The organism is Clostridioides sp. ZZV14-6154 (genome assembly GCF_020657785.1).
In the GTDB taxonomy this organism is placed as follows: Bacteria; Bacillota; Clostridia; order Peptostreptococcales; family Peptostreptococcaceae; genus Clostridioides.
Genome location: NZ_JAGWCY010000001.1, coordinates 249,590 through 269,570 on the forward strand (window position 1 = coordinate 249,590; position 19,981 = coordinate 269,570).

The following is a 19,981-nucleotide window of genomic DNA, read 5'->3' on the forward strand; positions in this document are numbered from 1 at the left end:
ATAAATAAAAATAAATTTGATATAGGATGTAAATTAATTGTACATCTATTTTTTATTCTATTTTATCAAAGCTTACCTAACTATATTTAGTATTTCTTTATATATACTAAAATATTATATAATAGACTATGGGCATGCAGGAAAGGCAACTATACCATTATAAGTTTATATATGTTATTTTTATAGAGATTTTTAAATGCTAAAATATCTAATAGACATAAAAAAGCAGTCAATCTTTCACAATTAACTGCTACTTACTAATTTTTATTTTTTACATTTCTTATTAGAGTAATAGATGTTGAAAAGCACACTAGCAAGTATAACTATTATAAATATTACAGCAAATGGAAGCATTTTTTTTTCATCCATTTGTCCACTCTCTACTCTATATCCCAAAAATGACATGATAAATAACATTATAGATACAATAAAAGTAACAATACTAGAACTTCTACATAGTTTTTTTACATCATATCGAGCTTTTTCTTTATCACTCATAGTATTATAACCTGCTAATAACATACTTGCTTTTCCATTAAATAACAATATACTTAAAATGAAAGAGGCAATTGCAATTATAACTGTGAATCCTACTGCAAACATTATAAGCACCTCCATATACTCTGATTTATCAGTTTACTTGTTTATTAATATTTTACCATAAACATACATTAAAATCATTTATTTCATATCTTAATCTTATTAGATATATTATCATACTATAATTTATTTATAGTGTGATATTAATAAATAGTGCTTAGCTTGAAATTGTATCAAAAATTGTGTAATAATAATTGAACAATAATCAAGTATAAAATATAATTTCATATCTTTTTTAGAATTTTAAATTTAGAAAATTTTAAAAACTTCGTATATAAAAATTTGAGTATTTGAATACAAGTATTATTCTGATAAGAAATTTAAAAAATTTTCTAATATCTTTGCTGTTATTCCCCAAATTACATAATCTTTATATTTATAAAATAGAACAGGATAACTTCCACTTTCAAATTTATAATCTTTTTGATTTGGAATTGAACCATATGGAAGATTTTCATCAGGAAAAACTTTGACTGTATTATTATAGGTATTTGGAGGATTTTCTAAAAGATATTTTATAGGTACCAAAAAAGTATGGTCAACTTCACCCTTATTTATATTTAAATTATTGATGTTCTTTATATATCCTAAATAGGGATGTATTATAAATTTTACAGGCGTTATAAGTAAGTCAAGACTTGCTATAACTTCTATATTGTCATTAAAAGTTCCAAGTTCCTCACATGTCTCTCTAATAACGGCTTCATAAGGAGTTTCGTTAGACTCTATTTTTCCACCTGGAAAAGAAATTTCATTGGGTTGATGCTTTAAATTTTTTGAGCGAACTTCAAATAATATATGATGTATGTTATTTATTTCTACTATTGGAATTAATACAGATGCTCTTTTCATATTTTCATAACCGTTTATATATGGTTTGTAATCTTTAAATTTATTTTTAATATTGTTTATCATTTTTTCCTCCTAAAATAATATTATTAAAAAATATAGAATTAAATTCCGACAATAACAATATATATATAATTATATTTATCTAATTCAATATATAGTAATATCTATATTATTATATAATAAATCAATAAATATATATTAACAAGTATTAACAAATACTAAAGTATTTAATTTTAGCAATGTTTAAACTAAGTTATTATAAAATAGTTTTTTAACATTTAATTGAAAAATATATTTTTACTTTAACTGACATTCATTTTTTTATTTTTACAATCTCATTTAAGGTGAATTTTACTTTAGAATCATCATCAAAAATAAAAAAGTCAGTATTCATAAAAAAGTAAAGTGGTAAGATTATTTTATCACTTTACTTTTTCATGAATAATTTATCTAAAATATTTATGAATTAAAAATAGAGTGAATTCTATTTCTCTAATTCTAAATATTTCTTAATAACTGACTCTGCTAAACATTTTGACGAATCAATAATATTAATTGATGGTTGTATCTTTTCTAAGACAACATTTAAATCAGTGCAAGCAATTACTATATTTTCAATAGATTCAAATTTTACACTTTCTAGAAGTTCATTCAAAATATTGATATTTTGTGGATTATTCTTATCTGTTTTGATATTTTGGATAAGAGCATTTATCTTTTTTGCCATTCATCTTTAAATATAAATTTATGACCAGCATCTGTTATACCTTTTTGATAAATTTTAGATTCAAATGTTGAACTTGTTGAAAGTAGAGTTACTTTTTGTGGAGTATAAGGTAAATCTTTAACAGTTTCTTCTACAATATTTAATAATGGAATACTTATTGATTCTTTCAATTCTTTAAAATATATATGAGCTGAGTTGTATGGCATCGCAATAAAGTTTGCCCCAACGGATTCAAGTTTTTTTAGACCCTTAATGATAGTTTTTTTCATAAGTTCATGATTTATTGGGCGGTCAATATAAAATGGAGTAGGTAAGGAATATATCATAATTTCAGGAAACTCTTCATCGTACTTCGCTCCGTATTGAGACTGACATTCATCAATAATTAAATCAACAAATGGTGCTGTTGACCTTGGGCCCATACCAGCTAAAATTCCAATTAATTTTTTGTTCATTCAAATAATCTCCTTAAGTTTTGTATAGTCTATTTTTTATATCTTAAAGTAGAAAAACAGCTTATATGAACTTGTCTTGAAGACAACTCCTTTTAAGTAATGTACATTTGTCCACAATTCTTGATTTACGCATTACCTAAAAAAGGTGAAGAAATCATATGTACTTTTGTATTACTTAACGATTGTAGCATAATTATGAAAAAAATTGGGTATTTTTGATTTATTTTGAAAATTATCCTATAATTATGAAAAATTATAAATATGATATTAACATATATTTAGCACTCAATTTCTATTGTAGAAGAAAATGCGACAACTGCTTGGCCAACTATCTTCACTTCAATGGGTTTTCCTTCTAATATAATTACTTTTACAACCATTCTTCCTTTACGTCCTATTGCTTCACCTTGTACTGCTCCAAATACCAACTCTGAGTTATGTATAGGCACCAATTTATAGTGCACAAGATATGCTCCTAAAGGTCCATTAGCATTTCCTGTAACAGGATCCTCTGAAATACCAATTGCAGGAGCAAACATCCTCCCATTTACTTGTAATGTTTCTATATTTTGTTTTTCATTATGTAGTGTAAAAACATAATAGCCGTTACAGCCTATTTCCTGACTTATACTTGATAGTTCAGATAAGTTTGGAGATATATTATGTAATGTTGAGAGTTTTGTAATACCAATCATAGCTTTTGAATGGCCTGTAGATGCTATAGCAATAGGGCAATCTGTACGTATTTCTTCTTTTGAAATACCTAATGCATGAAATAATCTCTCCTGATACTCTTGATTCAATGGTTCTTCTACTTCAATTTTTCCTTGTGTCATAACTATATCATAATCATTGTCTTTTTGAATAATATCTACTGGTAATATTCCTGCGCCTGTTTTCTGTAAAATTCTAGTACTGTCTAGTTGATTTTCTAATGCTCGTGAGTAATGAGCAGCAATAGTAGCATGACCACATATTGGGACTTCATTAGATGGTGTAGAAAATCTGATATGTACATCATAATCCTCATTAAAGCTGTTGAATATGAAAGCTGTTTCTGAATTATTTAGTTCTCGTGCTATTTTTTGCATTTGTAATTCAGATAGGCCATCAGCATTTGTAATTACTCCAGCTGGATTACCTGTAAATTTTTCTTTTGTAAACGAATCAACTTGATAAAGACGAAATATCTTATTCATTAAATACATTCCTTTCTAAAAGTTATAGTAATTTTTCATGTAGGAGATATTGAATAGTTGTTAATTTAAATTATGGCATTGTGATATGTTCTATAGTATAATCAAAATTATATTGCAAAGTAGTATTTTAGACAAGAACGCACTTTTTTATTAGTTACTTACCATTTTGAAAGAGAGGATTAATATGAATATCAATAACAATATTGAAGAATTTCCAGACATTATAAATAGGCAGAAGGATTTTAACTGTTCAATAGGTTTTACTATGACTGTAATAGGAAGTAAATGGAGAGCAATTATTTTATGGCATGTTCTAAAGCAGGAACCAATACGTTATGGCCAGTTAAAACAAGAAATTACTCATATAAGTCATAAAATATTATCGCAGGAATTGAAACATCTTGAAAGAGATGGATTGATTAAGAGAATTTCTTATCCAACTATTCCACCTAAAGTTGAATATTCTGCTACTAAGCGTGGAAAGTCATTAGAGTTTATATTATTAGAGTTATGTAATTGGGGTAAACAGTATATAAAATAAACTTAGTTGTATGTTTAATCAATTTTATATCAATGATGCATTTAAAATGTAGATAAAACTAAAAAGGGTTTTCTAGAAAATAAAATCCATTTAATTATACTTACTTACCAATACCATCACTTGATGTAAACAAGATTCCACAACATTTTCACCATACTCTAGTATAAAATCGTTTAACTGCGTATCTATAAAATTACAGTAATCATATGAACTGCATATATAGGCAGTTAGTATATGCGTACATCTATCCATTTTATTTATAAACATATATTATTTATCCCCCTAAAAAACTTTCATAAAAAACAAAAAGAAAATATCTTTTTGGCAACTGGCTGACATAACTTATTTTATAAGTGTTAGTCCCTATAGCTTTGCGTCACTAAATTTCTCTAGTTTTGCCTATTTAGTTTTATTCTACGATTATAATATTACAGGAAAACGTTTTGTTTTTCAATATATAAACTAAAAAAATTAAATATAAAAGTTATTTTGTCCTTTAAAAATAAAACATACAAGTAAATTATGTAATAAAGCTTATTGTGTAAAAGGAACTGTAAATTTATATTATTAATTTATTTGAATTATATTGATGAAGTAACACAAACTTAATCAATAAGAAGTGGTCAATATATTAAAAAGAGTATAGATAATCAATATATGTGTATAAAAATCTATTATATCAAAAATAATAGTATCGACAGAATAAAGTTATAGTAAGTAAAAGAGGGTTACTGAAATTTTAAAAAAATTAGTGAGGATAAAGATAATAAATCATAAACTATTATATAGTTTTGTAAATTTTAATACAGATAAAATATATAATATAAATAAAAAATTTGTTAAAATATAATAAGTGTAGTATAATCAAGTAGAAAAGATATAATATATTTCGGGGAGCTAATACGCTGAGAGGAGATTTTATCTCGACCCTTTGAACCTGTTTGGATAATGCCAGTGTAGGGAGACCAGTAAAGATAAAAATAAGTCTTATCCTATTTTGGATAAGACTTTTATTTTATTTAAATATACTATGTTTTTATCTATTAAATATTTTAATAAAAAACAAAATATACCTAGTAGGTATTAATTATTTTAAAAGGAGTGATTTAAATGGTAATTGCAGACATAGCAGTAATGCCACTAAGACCTTACAAAGGTGAAGAAGAAATGTATAAAGTAGTAGATGCTTGTATAGCAGAAATTGAAAACAGCGGTCTTAAATGTGAAATAGGAGCAATGAGTACTACTGTTGAAGGTGATTTTGATGAAGTTTTTGAACTCCTAAAAAAAGTGCATAAAATCCCTTTTAATCTTGGATGTGAAAGAGTTATAACAGTAGCTAGAGTAGATGAAAAAGCTGGGGGTTTAACTATAGATGAGAAACTTAGAAATCATAGATAAAGTCAAAAATAGTATATATCCAATAGCAACATTTTTGTTTATACTTATTTTTTGGCAATCTGTGGTAGAAGTTTTAAAGGTTCCTCAATATATACTACCTACACCAATAGATATAATTAATGTATTTTTTAAAGATTATCAAAATTTATCCATGCATGCCATGGTTACTATAGGGGAAGCAATATTTGGATTTATAGTTGCAATAATAATATCTTTAATAATTGGAATATTAATGGATTTTGTATTGATAATAAAAAAATGTCTTTATCCTATTATGTTAGTGACTCAAATGATACCTACAATAATAATAGCTCCACTTTTTATGATTTGGTTTGGCTTTGGGACAATGCCAAAAATATTGATGGTAACGCTTACTTGTTTTTTTCCTATATTAATAAGTTTTGTAGATGGTATTGAGAATATTGATAAAGATTATTTAAATTTGTTTAAGACTATGAATTCAAATAAGATTAATACTTTTATTCATCTTAAATTTCCTATGTCAATGGATAAATTTTTTTCTGGACTTAAAATATCGGCTACTTATGCTGTAATGGCAGCAACTGTTGCAGAGTGGTTAGGTGGAACTAAAGGTCTTGGTGTTTATATGCTAAGGTCAAAAAGTGCATATGCACTTGATAAAGTATTTGCATCTACTATATTAGTAGTTATATTTAGTTTAATATTTGTAGGAATTGTACAAGCTATAAAAAAAGTTGTTATAAAACATAGATTAGAAGATTAAATGTATTTGAGGGAGGATATTATGAATTTCAAAAAATTAGGAATATTAGGTTTAGTAAGTGCTCTTATATTAGCAACAATAACTGGATGTTCTTCTGGAAATAATAGTGATAAAGACAAAAAAAATAGTAAAGATACTTCTTCTAAAAAAGTGACTTTTGTACTTGATTGGACACCAAATACGAATCATACTGGATTATTTGTGGCACTTGATAAAGGTTACTATAAAGAAGAAGGCTTGGATGTTGAAATAGTACAACCACCTGAAAGTGGAGCTGAGACTTTAGTAGCAACAGGAAAAGCTGACTTTGGTATAAGTTATCAAGAGCAAGTCACTTATGCAAAAACTAGTGAAGACCCACTTCCAATAAAAGCTGTGGCGACTGTTATACAACACAATACTTCTGGATTTGCATCTCCAAAAGAAAAAAATATAACTACAGCAAAAGATTTTGAAGGAAAAACTTATGGAGGCTGGGGTTCTCCATCAGAAGAAGCTGTTTTCAAAGCAGTTATGAATAAAAATGGAGCTGACTTTAATAAATTAAAAATAGTTAATACTGGTCAAGATGATTTCTTTGCAGCTATGAAAACTGTAGATTTTGCATGGATATTTGAAGGTTGGGATGTAGTTAAAGCTAATTTAATTGATTATGATTTAAACTTTATACCAGTAAAAGACTTAGATGAAAGATTAGACTATTATACACCACTTATAATTTCTAATGATACTGTGCTTAAAGACAACCCAGAACTTGCTAAGAAATTCTTAAAAGCTACAACAAAAGGTTATGAATATGCAATAAAAAACCCTGAAGATGCTGCAAAAATTTTAGTAAAGCATGCTCCTGAAGTAGATGAAAAATTAGCAATAAAGAGTCAAGAATACTTAGCAAGTAAATATAAAGATGATGCACCAAGATGGGGCGAAATGAAAGATAGTGTATGGAATAACTATACATCATTCTTAAAAGAATATAAATTAATAGATAAGGATATGAAGGCAAGTGATGCTTACACAAATGAATTCTTACCACAATAAAAAAGCAAAAATATCTATAGAAAATGTATCAAAGACATATAAAGATGTAGATGTTTTAAAAGATATAAGTATTGATGTTTATGAAGGCGAATTTGTTTCTATATTGGGGCCAAGCGGATGTGGAAAAAGTACTATCTTTAACATCATAACTCAATTGACAGACTATAATAGTGGTATGGTAAACATAAATGGTAATTATAGTTACATGTATCAAAAAGATTTACTTTTACCATATAAAACTATAATAGATAATGTATCTCTTCCACTGGTACTAAAAAAAGAAAAAAAGGGCAAAGCTAGGTCTATGGTAAAACACTATTTTGAGGTTTTTGGTTTGGAAGGATATGAGTATAAATATCCAGCAGAACTTTCCGGAGGTATGAGACAAAGAGCTAATTTTTTGAGGACTTTTATAAATTCTAATGACATAATGCTTTTAGATGAACCTTTTGGTGCACTCGATTCATTAACTAAAACATCTATGCAAAAATGGCTTTTAGATGTTAAGAAAAAAGTAAATTCAACGATACTTCTTATAACTCATGATATTGATGAAGCTATAATGTTATCAAATAGAATCTATGTTATCTCAAAAAAACCATCAATAGTAAAAAAAGAATTTATCATAGATAATAGAAATATAAATGAAGATAATCTTGAAAATGTTATTAAACTGAAAAAAGAGATAATATCTTTATTATAAAATTCTATACGTTTTTACTTAGTGATTATTAAACCTAACAATCCAAAGTGCAATTAGCATTTTGGATTGTTTTTTAGTTATACGTCAAAATTTTATATATTATGTTAATAATAATCATCTACTATGATATAATATTTAATTAGAAAAGAAGGAGGTTTAATAATGCAAATAGATATGAATAAATTAACTCCTATGATGAAACAGTATCTTGAAGTAAAAAATAGGTATAAAGATTGTATACTGTTTTTTAGATTGGGAGATTTTTATGAAATGTTTTTTGAAGATGCATTAGTAGCTTCAAAAGCTCTTGAAATAGCATTAACAGGGAAAGCCTGTGGTTTAGAAGAACGTGCTCCTATGTGTGGAGTGCCATTTCACTCAGCCAATTCATATATATCGAAGTTAGTAGAAAATGGATATAAAGTAGCAATAGGTGAGCAAATGGAAGACCCATCTACTGCAAAAGGAATTGTTAGGAGAGAGGTCATAAGGGTTATTACTCCTGGAACAGTTCTAGATGGAAATCTACTTGAAAATAAAAAAAATAATTATTTATTATCTTTATACAAAGATGATGCCAATATAGGTCTAACTTATGTAGATATAAGTACAGGAGAAACTAATGCAACTTATCTAAATGAAGATAAAGTAATAGAAGAAATTGCAAAAATTCATCCTACAGAAATAATTGTAAATGATTTGAATTTTATAGAAAAACTTAGAGATATAGCTACTGTAAGCAACATATACATAAATGAAAGTTTTAGTGACAACTATTTAGATATAAATATATTAAAAGAATATTTTCCAGATGCTTATCTACAAAAATTAAAGTTTGATGATAAGGGTCTTATAAAATCGAGTTTATCAATTCTTCTAAATTATATATATAACACTCAAAAGCAGATAACATCCAATATTAACAATATAAATATATACAATTCATCAGAGTACATGGTCTTAGATATGTTTACTAGAACTAATTTAGAACTTACTCAGACTATAAGAGGAAACAAAAAGAAAGGTTCACTATTACATGTTTTAGATAAAACATCTACTGCAATGGGAGGAAGGCTTCTAAGAAAATATGTAGAAGAGCCTCTGATAAATAAATCTAAAATTGAAAATAGATTAAATGTAATAGAAGAAATAAAAGATGATTTTATACTAAGAGAAGACTTAAACGATATACTTAAAAATATATATGATATAGAAAGAATATGTGGGAAAATAGCATTTGAAAGAGTAACACCAAAAGAATTAGTTCACTTAAAAAATTCAGTAGAAAAATTACCAAATCTAAAAGACACAATAGACTTATCAAATGCAAATAGATTAAAAGAGTATGTATCAAAAATGGACAAGTTGGATGATATATACAGTTTAATAGATGAAGCCATTTTGGAAGAACCTACAATAACTATAAAAGATGGGAATATAATTAAATCTGATTTTAGTGATGAACTTAAAGAATTGAGAGATATTTCTAAAAATGGTGCTTTTCTTGTAAAAGAAATAGAAAATAGAGAAAGAGAAAAAACAGGAGTTAAATCATTAAAAATAGGATTTAATAAAGTATTTGGATATTATATAGAAATAACAAAGGCCAACTTTAAACAAGCAAAACTAGATGAGACATATATAAGAAAGCAGACACTTAGTAATGCAGAGAGATATATAACTCCAGAGTTAAAAGAAATAGAAGAAAAGATACTACATGCTGAAGAGAAAATTAAATCTCTAGAATATGAGATATTTGTAAGTATAAGAGATACTATATATAAAAATATAGACAGAATACAAAAAGTAGCTAAGATTATAGCTAATATAGACGTTTTCGTATCTTTGGCAACCGTTGCTCACATGAACAACTATATAAAACCACAGATAAACGAAAATAATAAACTTGATATAAGAAATGGTAGACATCCAGTTGTTGAAAATATAGTAGGTGAAGAAAATTTCGTTCCAAATGATACATATTTAAATCGTGGAGAAAACATCATTAACATAATAACTGGTCCTAATATGTCTGGTAAATCAACATATATGAGACAAACTGCTATAATAGCACTTATGGCACATATAGGTTCTTTTGTTCCAGCAGAATATGCTAATGTACCAATATTAGATAGAATATTTACAAGAGTAGGGGCTAGTGATGATTTATCTCAAGGTCAGTCTACTTTTATGGTAGAGATGAATGAGGTCTCTCTTATATTAAAAAATGCTACCGAAAGAAGTTTAGTTATTTTAGATGAAATAGGACGTGGAACCAGTACTTATGATGGTATAAGTTTAGCATGGTCAATAGTAGAATATATTCAAAAGAATATTAGATGTAAGACACTATTTGCAACACATTATCATGAACTTACTGATTTAGAAGAAGAATTTAAAGAGGTTAAAAATTATTCAATAGCAGTTAAAGAAGATGGAGAGGGAATAATATTTTTAAGAAAAATAATTCCTCAAGGTGCAGATAAGAGTTATGGAATATATGTTGCTAAACTAGCTAAATTGCCAGATGAAGTTATAGATAGAGCAAAATATATACTTAAGGATTTGGAAAAAAATCATGTTTATAACAGTGTAGCAATAAATGGAGATAAAGAAAAAACTACTGTAATTAATAATGATTTAGATGAAGAACTGCTTAAGGTAAATCAGAGCAATTTTAAAAATAAATACGAATCTCTAAAAATAGAACATGAGCTTATAGTAAAAGACTATAAACACATGAAAAAGGATTATGATAAACTAAATTCTAAGTTTAAAACATTAAACGATGAAGTTAGTTCAATGAAGAAAAAGGATAGTAAAGAAGAAATTAATAAAGAAGATTCTGTAAAGGAAGTTGCACTAACTCAAATATCTTTTGATAGTGTAAAGAGAGATGTATTGTCAGAAGAAATTTTAAACTTAGATATTTTAAATATGACTCCATTAGATGCTATAAATTCTCTTTACAGTCTTCAAAAAAAAGCAAAAGAAATAAAATCTTAGAGGTGTAAAAATGAAAAATATAATTAACATCCTAGATGATTTGACTATAAATAAAATAGCAGCTGGAGAAGTAGTAGAAAGACCATCTTCTGCATTAAAAGAATTAATTGAAAATTCTATTGATGCAGGTGCAAATAAGATTTCTATAGATATCATTGATGGAGGAAAAACTTTAATTAAAATCACAGATAATGGAATAGGAATACCTTCAAGTGAAGTTGAGAAATCCTTTTTAAGACATGCTACTAGTAAGATAAAAAAAATTGATGATTTATATGATTTGTACTCTCTTGGATTTAGAGGAGAAGCATTAGCATCTATTTCAGCTATATCAAAATTAGAAATGATTACTAAAACCAAGGATGAAATGGTTGGAACGAAAATATTTGTAGAAGGTGGAAAAATAGTCTCAAAGGAGCCAATTGGTTCTACTAATGGTACAACAATCATTATAAAAGAGATTTTCTTTAATACACCAGCAAGACAGAAATTTTTAAAATCTACTCATGCAGAAACTATAAACATAAGTGATTTGATAAATAAGCTTGCAATAGGCAATCCTAATGTCCAATTTAAATATACAAATAATAATAAACAAATGTTAAATACTCCAGGTGATGGAAAGCTTATAAATACTATTAGGAGTATATATGGAAAAGAAATAACAGAAAACCTAATAAATATAGAATTTAAATGCAATCACTTTAAAATTGATGGATATATAGGAAATAATAACATCTATCGTTCCAATAAAAATTTGCAACATATCTATATAAATAAAAGGTTTGTAAAAAGTAAAATAATTATAGATGCAATAACTGAAAGTTATAAATCTATAATTCCAATAGGTAAGCATGCTGTTTGTTTCTTAAATATAGAAGTAGACCCAGCATGTATTGATGTAAATATACATCCTAATAAGCTTGAAGTTAAATTTGAAAAAGAACAAGAAGTGTATATAGAACTAAGAGATTTTTTAAAAGTTAAATTAATACACTCTAACCTTATTGGAAAGTATGCTACGTATAATGATAAGAAAACGCGGCCTCGAATTGCTATTAATAATAGAGAAAAAAGTATAGATTATGAATTTAAAAATAATAATTTTGTTGAAGCTAATTCAAAAAATAATAATACAACTAAAGAGAAAGATGAATTTATTGAAGTTGTAAGTTTATCAAGTGAAAAACCAATAGATGAATTTCCTTCTGTAAGTGAAGTTTTAAATGCAAATATAGAAAATGAATTAAAAAATACGGGCTATTTAGGAGAAGAGGTTGTAAATGACAATATACAAGAAGAATTTCAAGTTGATAGGCCTAAACAAATTGATAGTTCTAAAAATGAAGACAGTCATTACTTAGAAAAAAGTATTAAAGACAGCGAAGAGGAGTATTTAACTAATTCAAAACGTAAATTTTCCTTATATGGATATTCTGTAATTGGGGTTGTATTTAATACTTATATAATCCTAAGTAAAGATGATTCTATGTATTTGCTAGACCAACATGCTGCACATGAAAGAGTTTTGTATGAGAGATATATGGATAAGTTCTATAGACAAGATATCAATATGCAAATACTTTTAGACCCAGTAATTCTTGAAGTATCAAATGTAGACATGCTTCAAATTGAAAATAATTTAGAGTTATTTATGAAATTTGGTTTTGAATTAGAAGTTTTTGGCAACAATCATGTAATGATAAGATGTGTTCCAACTATATTTGGAATTCCAGAAACTGAAAAGTTTATACTTCAAATAATTGATAATATAGATGAGATTACAAGTAATTATGATTTAAAAGGTGAGAGATTTGCATCAATGGCATGTAGATCTGCAATAAAAGCAAACGATAAAATATATGATATTGAGATAAAAAGCTTATTGGAACAATTAGAAAATTGTGAGAATCCTTTTACGTGTCCTCATGGAAGACCAATAATGGTTGAAATTTCTAAGACCGAAATAGAAAAAATGTTTAAAAGAATTATGTAAAATATTTTGGATAGTTAAAATACATGGAAAGGAATGTTATGAAAAAAATACCACTTATAATACTTACAGGTCCAACTGCTGTTGGAAAGACTGATTTGTCAATAAAGTTAGCAAAAGATATGGATGCAGAGATAATCTCAGCAGATTCTATGCAAATATATAAATATATGGATATTGGAAGTGCAAAAGTTACTTCAGAGGAAATGCAAGGAGTAAAGCATTATCTTATAGATGAGGTTAAACCTGACTATCCATTTTCAGTTTCAGAATTTCAACAAAGAGCAAAAAAATATATATCTGAAATAAATCAAAAAGGAAAGTGTGTTTTAGTGACTGGAGGAACTGGTCTTTATCTGAATTCTTTAATATACAATATGGATTTTGCAAAATCTGATGCTAACAATGAATTAAGAGAAGAACTTCAAAAACAACTTCTTGAGAATGGAATAGATTACATGCATGATAAATTAAAATCACTTGATGAAGAAGCTGCTGATAGAATTCATAAAAACAATACAAAGAGAGTTATAAGAGCGCTTGAAGTTTGTCTAAGCGGTAAGAAAATGAATGACTTTTCAAGTGACTTAAAATTTAATGACGATTATCAACCTATAATAATAGTTTTGAATAGAGATAGAGAGCATTTGTATGAAAGAATAAATATGAGAGTTGATATTATGCTAGAGAGTGGTTTGGTTGAAGAAGTTAAAAAACTCTTAAGCATGGGATTTAAAAAAGACATGATATCAATGCAAGGTATAGGATACAAAGAGATATTGAAGTATTTAGATGGAGAATATACATATGAAGAAGCCATTGAAATAATAAAAAGGGATTCTAGAAGGTATGCAAAACGTCAGATAACTTGGTTTAAAAGATATGAAACGGCAAAATGGTTTGATTTGGATAAATATGAAGATATAGATTTATTAAAAAATGAAATAATTATATATATTAAAAATTCTATAAAATAATATATATAAATTTTTAAGTATACAACTTCATATTGAAAATTTACCATAACTTATATAGAATATAAGATAGGAATATTTTAGATGTTCAATTTAATCTTGGGAGGGTACAAATCTAATGAAAAATACAGTTTTAAATTTACAAGATTTGTTTTTAAATAATGCTAGGAAAGAAAGGATACCTGTTACTATATATTTAGTCAATGGAGTGCAAGTCAAAGGGCTTGTAAAAGGATTTGACAGTTATATAATATTGATAGAAGGGGACAATAGACAACAAAACATGATTTATAAACATGCTGTTTCGACTATACAACCTGGTAAATATATTAATTTAACTAATCAAAATCAAAATAATAATAACAACAATAACAATAGATAATTAATTTAATTTAAGATAATTAAAAGGAGACTTATGCTAACTTATAAACTATAATTTATTTGTTTTAGTAAAATAGTCTCCTTTGATATGTTTAAATAAAATAACAAAGAGACAGGTGATAAAATGCTTAATGAAACAAAAGAATTATTGAAAGATTACTATGGTGTAGATGATGATATTTTTAAACTATCACAAGAAATAATGGAAGATATAAAATATAAGTTTGAGGAAATAAAAGAAATAAGAGAATACAATCAATATAAAGTTTTAAAAGCTATGCAAGAATCTAAATTAAGTGACATGCATTTTAATTGGACCACAGGATATGGATATAATGATATTGGACGTGAAAAAATAGAGGAAATTTATTCAAAAGTTTTTAATACAGAAGATGCTCTTGTAAGACCAATAATTGTAAATGGAACACACGCACTCACTTTATGTATACAAGGAATAGTCAGACCAGGAGATGAAATTCTATCTGTTACTGGAAGACCATATGATACTTTAGAAGGTGTTATAGGTATAAGAGAAGAAAAAGGTTCTTTAAAAGAATATGGTGTTACATATGATGATGTAGATTTTTTAGAAGATGGAAATTTGGATTTAGAAGGAATTAAAAGAAAAATAAATGATAAAACTAAACTTGTTATGATACAAAGGTCAAAAGGTTATTCTTGGAGAAAATCACTTTCAATTAGTGATATAAAGGAAGCCATTGATGTAATAAAATCTGTTAAACCAGAAGTTATAGTAATGGTTGATAACTGTTATGGTGAGTTTCTAGATACTAAAGAACCAACTGATGTTGGAGCAGATGTTATGGCTGGTTCTCTAATAAAAAATCCTGGAGGTGGACTTGCATTAACAGGAGGGTATATAGCTGGTAGAAAAGATTTAATTGAACTTATATCATATAGAATGACTTCTCCTGGAATAGGTAAAGAATGTGGTCTTACCTTTGGAACTACTAGAAATGTTCTTCAAGGATTTTTTCTAGCACCATATGTAGTATCTCAAGCTGTAATGGGCGCTATATTTTGTTCAAGAGCTTTTGAAAAATTAGGATATGATGTATTGCCAAAATATGATGATTTAAGAAGTGATATTATTCAGTGTGTTAGACTTAATAGTGGTGATGAAGTCATAAGTTTTTGTCAAGGAATACAAGAAGCTGCTCCAGTTGATTCTTATGTTAAACCTGTGCCTTGGGATATGCCTGGATATGAAAGTGAAGTTATAATGGCAGCAGGAGCATTTATACAAGGTTCTTCCATAGAATTAAGTGCAGATGCTCCAATAAGACCTCCTTACAATGTTTATTTCCAAGGAGGGCTTACATTTGACCATTCTAAAATGGGTACTTTAAAAGCAATTGAATTTATAAAAAAACTAAAAAAGTAAGCATATTTTTCTTTTAAAAGGTCAAAATATTTACTAGTATATTATGATGAGAATTGAAGGGTGATAATTATGAAAGAACAAATTAAAGAAAAAGTAAGTTCCCTACAAGATGAAATGATTTCTTCAATACAAGAAAGTGTAAAAATACCTAGTGTTATATCTGAGCCAACTGAAAATTTCCCATTTGGGGAAAATATAGATAAGGCTTTAAGAGGTATTTTAGACTTATGTAAATCTTTAGGGTTTAAAACAGTATATAAAGATGGATATTATGGCTATGCAGAAATAGGACAAGGTGAAAAAATGATAGGTATACTTGGTCATGTTGATGTAGTTCCAGAAGGTGACTTAGAAAGCTGGAATTATCCTCCATTTGAAGGTGTTTTAGAAGATGGTAAATTATATGGAAGAGGAACACAAGATGATAAGGGACCTACAATATCAGCAATTTATGCAGTAAAAGCTCTTATGGATTTAAATATAGATTTAAATAAGAGAATAAGATTTATTTTTGGAGCTGATGAAGAAAATCTTTGGAGATGTATAAATAAATACAAAGAAAATAATGAAGACGTACCAGACTATGGATTTACTCCTGATTCTAGATTCCCAATAACAAATGCAGAAAAAGGTCTTTTACAAGTTCATTTAACATGTGATAGTAAAAGTGATATAGAATTATCAGTTGGGAAGGCTTTAAATGCAGTTCCAGGAAAAGCAGTTTATATTGGAAAATATTCTGATGAGTTAAAAAAAGAATTAGATAAATTAGGTTTTGAATACACTGTTGAAGGAAATAAAATATGTATAATAGGAAAAAGTGTTCATTCAGCAGCCAGTGATACTGGTATAAATGCAGTAGCTAGACTTTGTATAGCTCTTAATAATATAGGGATAGATTCTAATATAATTAAGTTTTTAGCAGAAGTTATTGGTGAAGATGCTAATGGAAACAATATAGTTCCTAATTGCAAGGATGATGTGTCAGGAAAATTAACAGTAAATATAGGTAAAGTAACTATCGATAGTAAAAAAGAATTTGCTGGAATTGATGTAAGAATTCCTGTAACATATAAAAAAGATGACTTTGTAAAAGAACTAAAGAAAATAACAGATAAATATAATTTAGATTATAAAGAATATGATTTCTTGGATTCAATTTATGTTCCAGAAGATACACTTCTTGTTAAAACATTGAGAAAAGTATATGAAGAGGAAACTGGTCTTGATGGAACACCTCTTTCATCTGGAGGAGCAACTTATGCAAGAGCTTTAGACAATTGTGTTGCCTTTGGAGCTATTTTCCCAGGGAAACCAGAAACAGAGCATCAAGCTAATGAACATTTGATAGTAGAAGATATTGTAAAAGCTGCTCAAATATATGCTCTTTCTATTTATGAATTATTAAAGATTTAAATATAAATATAAAGCTGTCTTGTAATAGGATTTTTTCTAGTAAAAGACAGCTTTATTATTGTATTATTAAATAGGTTAATAAGATAAATATTTAATAGATATAAAAAATAATAGTAATGTTTATATAGGAGGAATTATATGAAAATAGCTATATTTTTGGGAGCAGGAGCATCAGCTGCAGAAAATTTACCTATTCAAAATGAATTATTTAGTGAATACTTTAAGAAATTAAAACCTAAAAATTATGATACTGATATGAATAGAGAATTGTATGCTTTTTTTAAACAAATGTTTAATATTGATATAAGAAAAGATAATCTAGATAATGCAAATTTTCCAACATTTGAAGAAGTTTTAGGGCTTTTAGATTTAGCAGAACAAAGAAGAGAAGGATTTAGAAATTTTGGACTTGAAAATTTAAATAATAGGAGTGATAGTATACGTTTTTTAAGACAGTATTTAATACTGTTGATGGCTGAAGCAATCCATAACACACCTAGAACAGATAATAAATATCACAAACTTCTAGTTGAAAATCTTTTACAAGATGATTTACTCCTTGATACAACTTTTATTAGTGCAAATTATGATATACATATAGACAATACAGTTACTGGTTTAAGAGATAAAAATAATTTGCCTATTATGCTTGATTATGGTGTAGAATTTACTAATTTTAAGGAAGAATTAAACTGGAGAAAACCGAAAGAACCATTAATTAAACTCTATAAGATACATGGTTCATTGAACTGGCTTTACTGTCCCATTTGTAACAGTTTAACTCTTACACCACATGAAGGTGGTGTTATGAAACTAATTGAAAACAGTTCAGAGACAAAATGTCTAGAATGCAATGAATTGACAGAACCTATTATAGTTCCACCAACATATTTTAAGAATATGTCAAATATATTTTTAAGTAATGTCTGGAATGAAACAGAAAAAACTTTAAGAGATACTGACCTTTTAATATTTTGTGGATATTCATTTCCTGAAGCTGATATGCATATAAAATATATGTTAAAAAGAGTTCAGACAAATCGAAAAAAAGCCCCACTTAAAATAATGGTTTTTAACAATCATTCACAAAAACAAAGGATTACTTTAAAGAAAGAAGAAAGAAGATATAAACGTTTTTTGGGAGAAGATATTATATTTACTGATAATTCTTTTCAAGATTTTTCTATGAATCCATTAAATTTTATAAAAAGTATATATTAATTTGGCAATAATAGGATAAAATCCAATAGAAATAAAGTGAATTTAGGTATATAATAGAAAATAAAACATAGGGGGTATAAAAATGAAGGTTTTTGATTTAACTCATGTGACACATAATGATATGCCTGTATATGCAGAGCCTAATAGACCAGATATAAAAAAAATAGCTATTATTGAAGAAAATGGATATCAAGAAACATTAATCAGTGTATTTTCTCACAATGGAACTCATATGGATTCGCCAAAACATATGTATACTAAAGGGGAATCCTTAGATACATTGGATATAGAAAATTTTGTTGGTCAGGCTTATGTATTAGAACTTGAGCAAGGAAGCAAAAATATAGAATTGGAATATCTAAAAAAATATGAAGATGAGATAAAAAGTAGTGAGTTTATAATATTTAAATCAGGCTGGTCAAAGTTTTGGGATAAAAAACAATATTATGTAGGTTATCCTACTTTAACAGAAGAGGCTGCACACTATATAGCTGATAGTAATATAAAAGGAATAGGGATTGATATGTTGTCAGTAGATAGATATGATACGTTATCGTTTGAAGTGCATCATATTTTATTTGAAAAAGGTAAAATAATAATAGAGAATCTTACCAATTTAGAAGCTGTGCCAGAAAGATTTTTATTTATAGCAGCTCCATTTAAGTATAATGATGCTGATGGTGCTCCAGTAAGAGCAATAGCCATAGTAGAATAATATTTTACTATAAAATAAAGTGACATAGGTGTAATATACAAAGTATTAAAGGAGATTATAGTATGATGAGTGATTTAAAAGATAAAATGACAGAATTATCAGATGAAAATGAATTAAATTTAAATGAAACTAAAATATACAATGTATTAGATAAATTAAATATTAAATATGAGGTAGTAGAACATGAAGCTGTATATACAGCAGAACAGTTAGTAATTTTAAATGATATAACAAAAGGATGTCAGTGTAAAAATTTATTTTTAAGAAATGCTAAAGGAAATAAATACTATCTAATTGTAGTTAGAGGGGATAAACATGTTGATTTAAATTCAGTTAAAGAAAAAATAGGAAGTTCTAGGTTATCATTTGCTTCGCCTGAAAGATTATACAATGTACTTAAACTTCTTCCTGGAAGTGTAAATCCTTTTTCATTGGTAAATGATACAGAAAGAAAAGTAGAGCTTTACATAGATGAGGATGTAATTAAAGAAGAGTATTTAAATTTTCATCCGAATATAAATACTAAAACTGTAAACATATCTAGAAAGGGCTTTGAAGAATTTTTGGAATATTTAAAATATCCAATACAAAGTATTGATGTTTAAG

Annotated in this window: 20 protein-coding genes and 2 riboswitches; of the genes, 14 read left to right on the top strand and 6 right to left on the bottom strand. The window is 27.0% G+C overall.

The genetic code is table 11. The features are described 5' to 3' along the window. Window positions 1-264 precede the first annotated feature (264 nt). From KGF45_RS01130 to KGF45_RS01150, 5 genes are all read right to left on the bottom strand, one after another. Complete coding sequence (locus KGF45_RS01130; RefSeq protein WP_227827994.1) at window positions 265-603, bottom strand: DUF3784 domain-containing protein; 339 nt, start codon at window positions 601-603, stop codon at window positions 265-267. A 300-nt stretch (window positions 604-903) separates the two neighbouring features. Continuing rightward, entirely contained in the window at window positions 904-1,515 is a 612-nt protein-coding gene (locus tag KGF45_RS01135) for an NUDIX hydrolase (protein WP_227841444.1), read from the bottom strand. A gap of 421 nt (window positions 1,516-1,936) precedes the next feature. Beyond that, complete coding sequence (locus KGF45_RS01140) at window positions 1,937-2,179, bottom strand: hypothetical protein (protein WP_227841631.1); 243 nt, start codon at window positions 2,177-2,179, stop codon at window positions 1,937-1,939. Beyond that, on the bottom strand, window positions 2,164-2,634 hold the full coding sequence (locus tag KGF45_RS01145; protein WP_227841632.1) for an aspartate/glutamate racemase family protein: 471 nt from the start codon (window positions 2,632-2,634) through the stop codon (window positions 2,164-2,166). The genes KGF45_RS01140 and KGF45_RS01145 overlap by 16 nt, the downstream gene beginning before the upstream one ends. A 278-nt stretch (window positions 2,635-2,912) precedes the next feature. After that, window positions 2,913-3,833, bottom strand: a complete 921-nt coding sequence (locus KGF45_RS01150; protein ID WP_227841633.1) for a PhzF family isomerase — start codon at window positions 3,831-3,833, stop codon at window positions 2,913-2,915. A 184-nt stretch (window positions 3,834-4,017) separates the two neighbouring features. Between KGF45_RS01150 and KGF45_RS01155 the strand changes: the two genes are divergently transcribed. Then, a complete protein-coding gene (locus KGF45_RS01155; protein WP_227841634.1) occupies window positions 4,018-4,374 on the top strand; it encodes a winged helix-turn-helix transcriptional regulator in 357 nt (118 codons plus the stop codon). A 90-nt stretch (window positions 4,375-4,464) separates the two neighbouring features. Here the strand turns inward: KGF45_RS01155 and KGF45_RS01160 are convergent, their stop codons facing one another. Beyond that, window positions 4,465-4,641 carry a hypothetical protein gene (locus KGF45_RS01160; RefSeq protein WP_227841635.1) on the bottom strand — a complete coding sequence of 59 codons (177 nt, stop codon included), beginning with the start codon at window positions 4,639-4,641 and terminating at the stop codon, window positions 4,465-4,467. A gap of 53 nt (window positions 4,642-4,694) precedes the next feature. Then, a riboswitch (cyclic di-GMP riboswitch) is annotated at window positions 4,695-4,784 on the bottom strand. 470 nt (window positions 4,785-5,254) lie between these two features. Continuing rightward, window positions 5,255-5,354, top strand: a riboswitch (TPP riboswitch). Window positions 5,355-5,484: 130 nt separating this feature from the next. Here KGF45_RS01160 and KGF45_RS01165 point away from each other — a divergent pair. From KGF45_RS01165 to KGF45_RS01225, 13 genes are all read left to right on the top strand, one after another. Next, a complete protein-coding gene (locus KGF45_RS01165; protein WP_227828002.1) occupies window positions 5,485-5,775 on the top strand; it encodes an MTH1187 family thiamine-binding protein in 291 nt (96 codons plus the stop codon). Then, a complete protein-coding gene (locus KGF45_RS01170) occupies window positions 5,750-6,520 on the top strand; it encodes an ABC transporter permease (protein ID WP_227828003.1) in 771 nt (256 codons plus the stop codon). Before KGF45_RS01165 ends, KGF45_RS01170 begins: the two co-directional genes overlap by 26 nt. Window positions 6,521-6,541: 21 nt before the next feature. Next, window positions 6,542-7,561, top strand: coding sequence for an ABC transporter substrate-binding protein (locus KGF45_RS01175; protein WP_227828004.1), 1,020 nt, complete (start codon window positions 6,542-6,544; stop codon window positions 7,559-7,561). Continuing rightward, on the top strand, window positions 7,530-8,264 hold the full coding sequence (locus KGF45_RS01180) for an ABC transporter ATP-binding protein (RefSeq protein ID WP_227828005.1): 735 nt from the start codon (window positions 7,530-7,532) through the stop codon (window positions 8,262-8,264). The genes KGF45_RS01175 and KGF45_RS01180 overlap by 32 nt, the downstream gene beginning before the upstream one ends. Window positions 8,265-8,426: 162 nt before the next feature. Then, window positions 8,427-11,270 carry a DNA mismatch repair protein MutS gene (gene mutS, locus KGF45_RS01185; protein ID WP_227841636.1) on the top strand — a complete coding sequence of 948 codons (2,844 nt, stop codon included), beginning with the start codon at window positions 8,427-8,429 and terminating at the stop codon, window positions 11,268-11,270. 10 nt (window positions 11,271-11,280) lie between these two features. Continuing rightward, the gene (gene mutL, locus KGF45_RS01190; RefSeq protein ID WP_227841637.1) at window positions 11,281-13,266 is read left to right on the top strand and encodes a DNA mismatch repair endonuclease MutL; all 1,986 of its coding nucleotides are present in this window, start codon (window positions 11,281-11,283) and stop codon (window positions 13,264-13,266) included. A 38-nt stretch (window positions 13,267-13,304) separates the two neighbouring features. Next, window positions 13,305-14,240 carry a tRNA (adenosine(37)-N6)-dimethylallyltransferase MiaA gene (miaA, locus tag KGF45_RS01195; protein WP_227828008.1) on the top strand — a complete coding sequence of 312 codons (936 nt, stop codon included), beginning with the start codon at window positions 13,305-13,307 and terminating at the stop codon, window positions 14,238-14,240. Window positions 14,241-14,355: 115 nt separating this feature from the next. Continuing rightward, entirely contained in the window at window positions 14,356-14,619 is a 264-nt protein-coding gene (gene hfq, locus KGF45_RS01200; RefSeq protein ID WP_038811911.1) for an RNA chaperone Hfq, read from the top strand. A gap of 123 nt (window positions 14,620-14,742) precedes the next feature. Then, a complete protein-coding gene (locus KGF45_RS01205) occupies window positions 14,743-16,023 on the top strand; it encodes a methionine gamma-lyase family protein (RefSeq protein ID WP_227841638.1) in 1,281 nt (426 codons plus the stop codon). A 69-nt stretch (window positions 16,024-16,092) separates the two neighbouring features. After that, the gene (locus tag KGF45_RS01210; protein WP_227828010.1) at window positions 16,093-17,439 is read left to right on the top strand and encodes a M20 family metallopeptidase; all 1,347 of its coding nucleotides are present in this window, start codon (window positions 16,093-16,095) and stop codon (window positions 17,437-17,439) included. Between the two features lie 138 nt (window positions 17,440-17,577). Then, a complete protein-coding gene (locus KGF45_RS01215; RefSeq protein WP_227828011.1) occupies window positions 17,578-18,660 on the top strand; it encodes an SIR2 family protein in 1,083 nt (360 codons plus the stop codon). 82 nt (window positions 18,661-18,742) lie between these two features. After that, on the top strand, window positions 18,743-19,375 hold the full coding sequence (locus KGF45_RS01220) for a cyclase family protein (RefSeq protein ID WP_227828012.1): 633 nt from the start codon (window positions 18,743-18,745) through the stop codon (window positions 19,373-19,375). 65 nt (window positions 19,376-19,440) lie between these two features. Beyond that, a complete protein-coding gene (locus tag KGF45_RS01225; RefSeq protein WP_227828091.1) occupies window positions 19,441-19,980 on the top strand; it encodes a prolyl-tRNA synthetase associated domain-containing protein in 540 nt (179 codons plus the stop codon). The last annotated feature ends 1 nt before the right edge of the window (window position 19,981 follow it).

Coding starts and splice junctions, on each gene's coding strand:
- KGF45_RS01130 (WP_227827994.1), bottom strand. CDS start 603: ATGTTTGCAGTAGGATTCACAGTTATAATTGCAATTGCCTCTTTCATT.
- KGF45_RS01135 (WP_227841444.1), bottom strand. CDS start 1,515: ATGATAAACAATATTAAAAATAAATTTAAAGATTACAAACCATATATA.
- KGF45_RS01140 (WP_227841631.1), bottom strand. CDS start 2,179: ATGGCAAAAAAGATAAATGCTCTTATCCAAAATATCAAAACAGATAAG.
- KGF45_RS01145 (WP_227841632.1), bottom strand. CDS start 2,634: ATGAACAAAAAATTAATTGGAATTTTAGCTGGTATGGGCCCAAGGTCA.
- KGF45_RS01150 (WP_227841633.1), bottom strand. CDS start 3,833: ATGAATAAGATATTTCGTCTTTATCAAGTTGATTCGTTTACAAAAGAA.
- KGF45_RS01155 (WP_227841634.1), top strand. CDS start 4,018: ATGAATATCAATAACAATATTGAAGAATTTCCAGACATTATAAATAGG.
- KGF45_RS01160 (WP_227841635.1), bottom strand. CDS start 4,641: ATGTTTATAAATAAAATGGATAGATGTACGCATATACTAACTGCCTAT.
- KGF45_RS01165 (WP_227828002.1), top strand. CDS start 5,485: ATGGTAATTGCAGACATAGCAGTAATGCCACTAAGACCTTACAAAGGT.
- KGF45_RS01170 (WP_227828003.1), top strand. CDS start 5,750: ATGAGAAACTTAGAAATCATAGATAAAGTCAAAAATAGTATATATCCA.
- KGF45_RS01175 (WP_227828004.1), top strand. CDS start 6,542: ATGAATTTCAAAAAATTAGGAATATTAGGTTTAGTAAGTGCTCTTATA.
- KGF45_RS01180 (WP_227828005.1), top strand. CDS start 7,530: ATGCTTACACAAATGAATTCTTACCACAATAAAAAAGCAAAAATATCT.
- mutS (WP_227841636.1), top strand. CDS start 8,427: ATGCAAATAGATATGAATAAATTAACTCCTATGATGAAACAGTATCTT.
- mutL (WP_227841637.1), top strand. CDS start 11,281: ATGAAAAATATAATTAACATCCTAGATGATTTGACTATAAATAAAATA.
- miaA (WP_227828008.1), top strand. CDS start 13,305: ATGAAAAAAATACCACTTATAATACTTACAGGTCCAACTGCTGTTGGA.
- hfq (WP_038811911.1), top strand. CDS start 14,356: ATGAAAAATACAGTTTTAAATTTACAAGATTTGTTTTTAAATAATGCT.
- KGF45_RS01205 (WP_227841638.1), top strand. CDS start 14,743: ATGCTTAATGAAACAAAAGAATTATTGAAAGATTACTATGGTGTAGAT.
- KGF45_RS01210 (WP_227828010.1), top strand. CDS start 16,093: ATGAAAGAACAAATTAAAGAAAAAGTAAGTTCCCTACAAGATGAAATG.
- KGF45_RS01215 (WP_227828011.1), top strand. CDS start 17,578: ATGAAAATAGCTATATTTTTGGGAGCAGGAGCATCAGCTGCAGAAAAT.
- KGF45_RS01220 (WP_227828012.1), top strand. CDS start 18,743: ATGAAGGTTTTTGATTTAACTCATGTGACACATAATGATATGCCTGTA.
- KGF45_RS01225 (WP_227828091.1), top strand. CDS start 19,441: ATGAGTGATTTAAAAGATAAAATGACAGAATTATCAGATGAAAATGAA.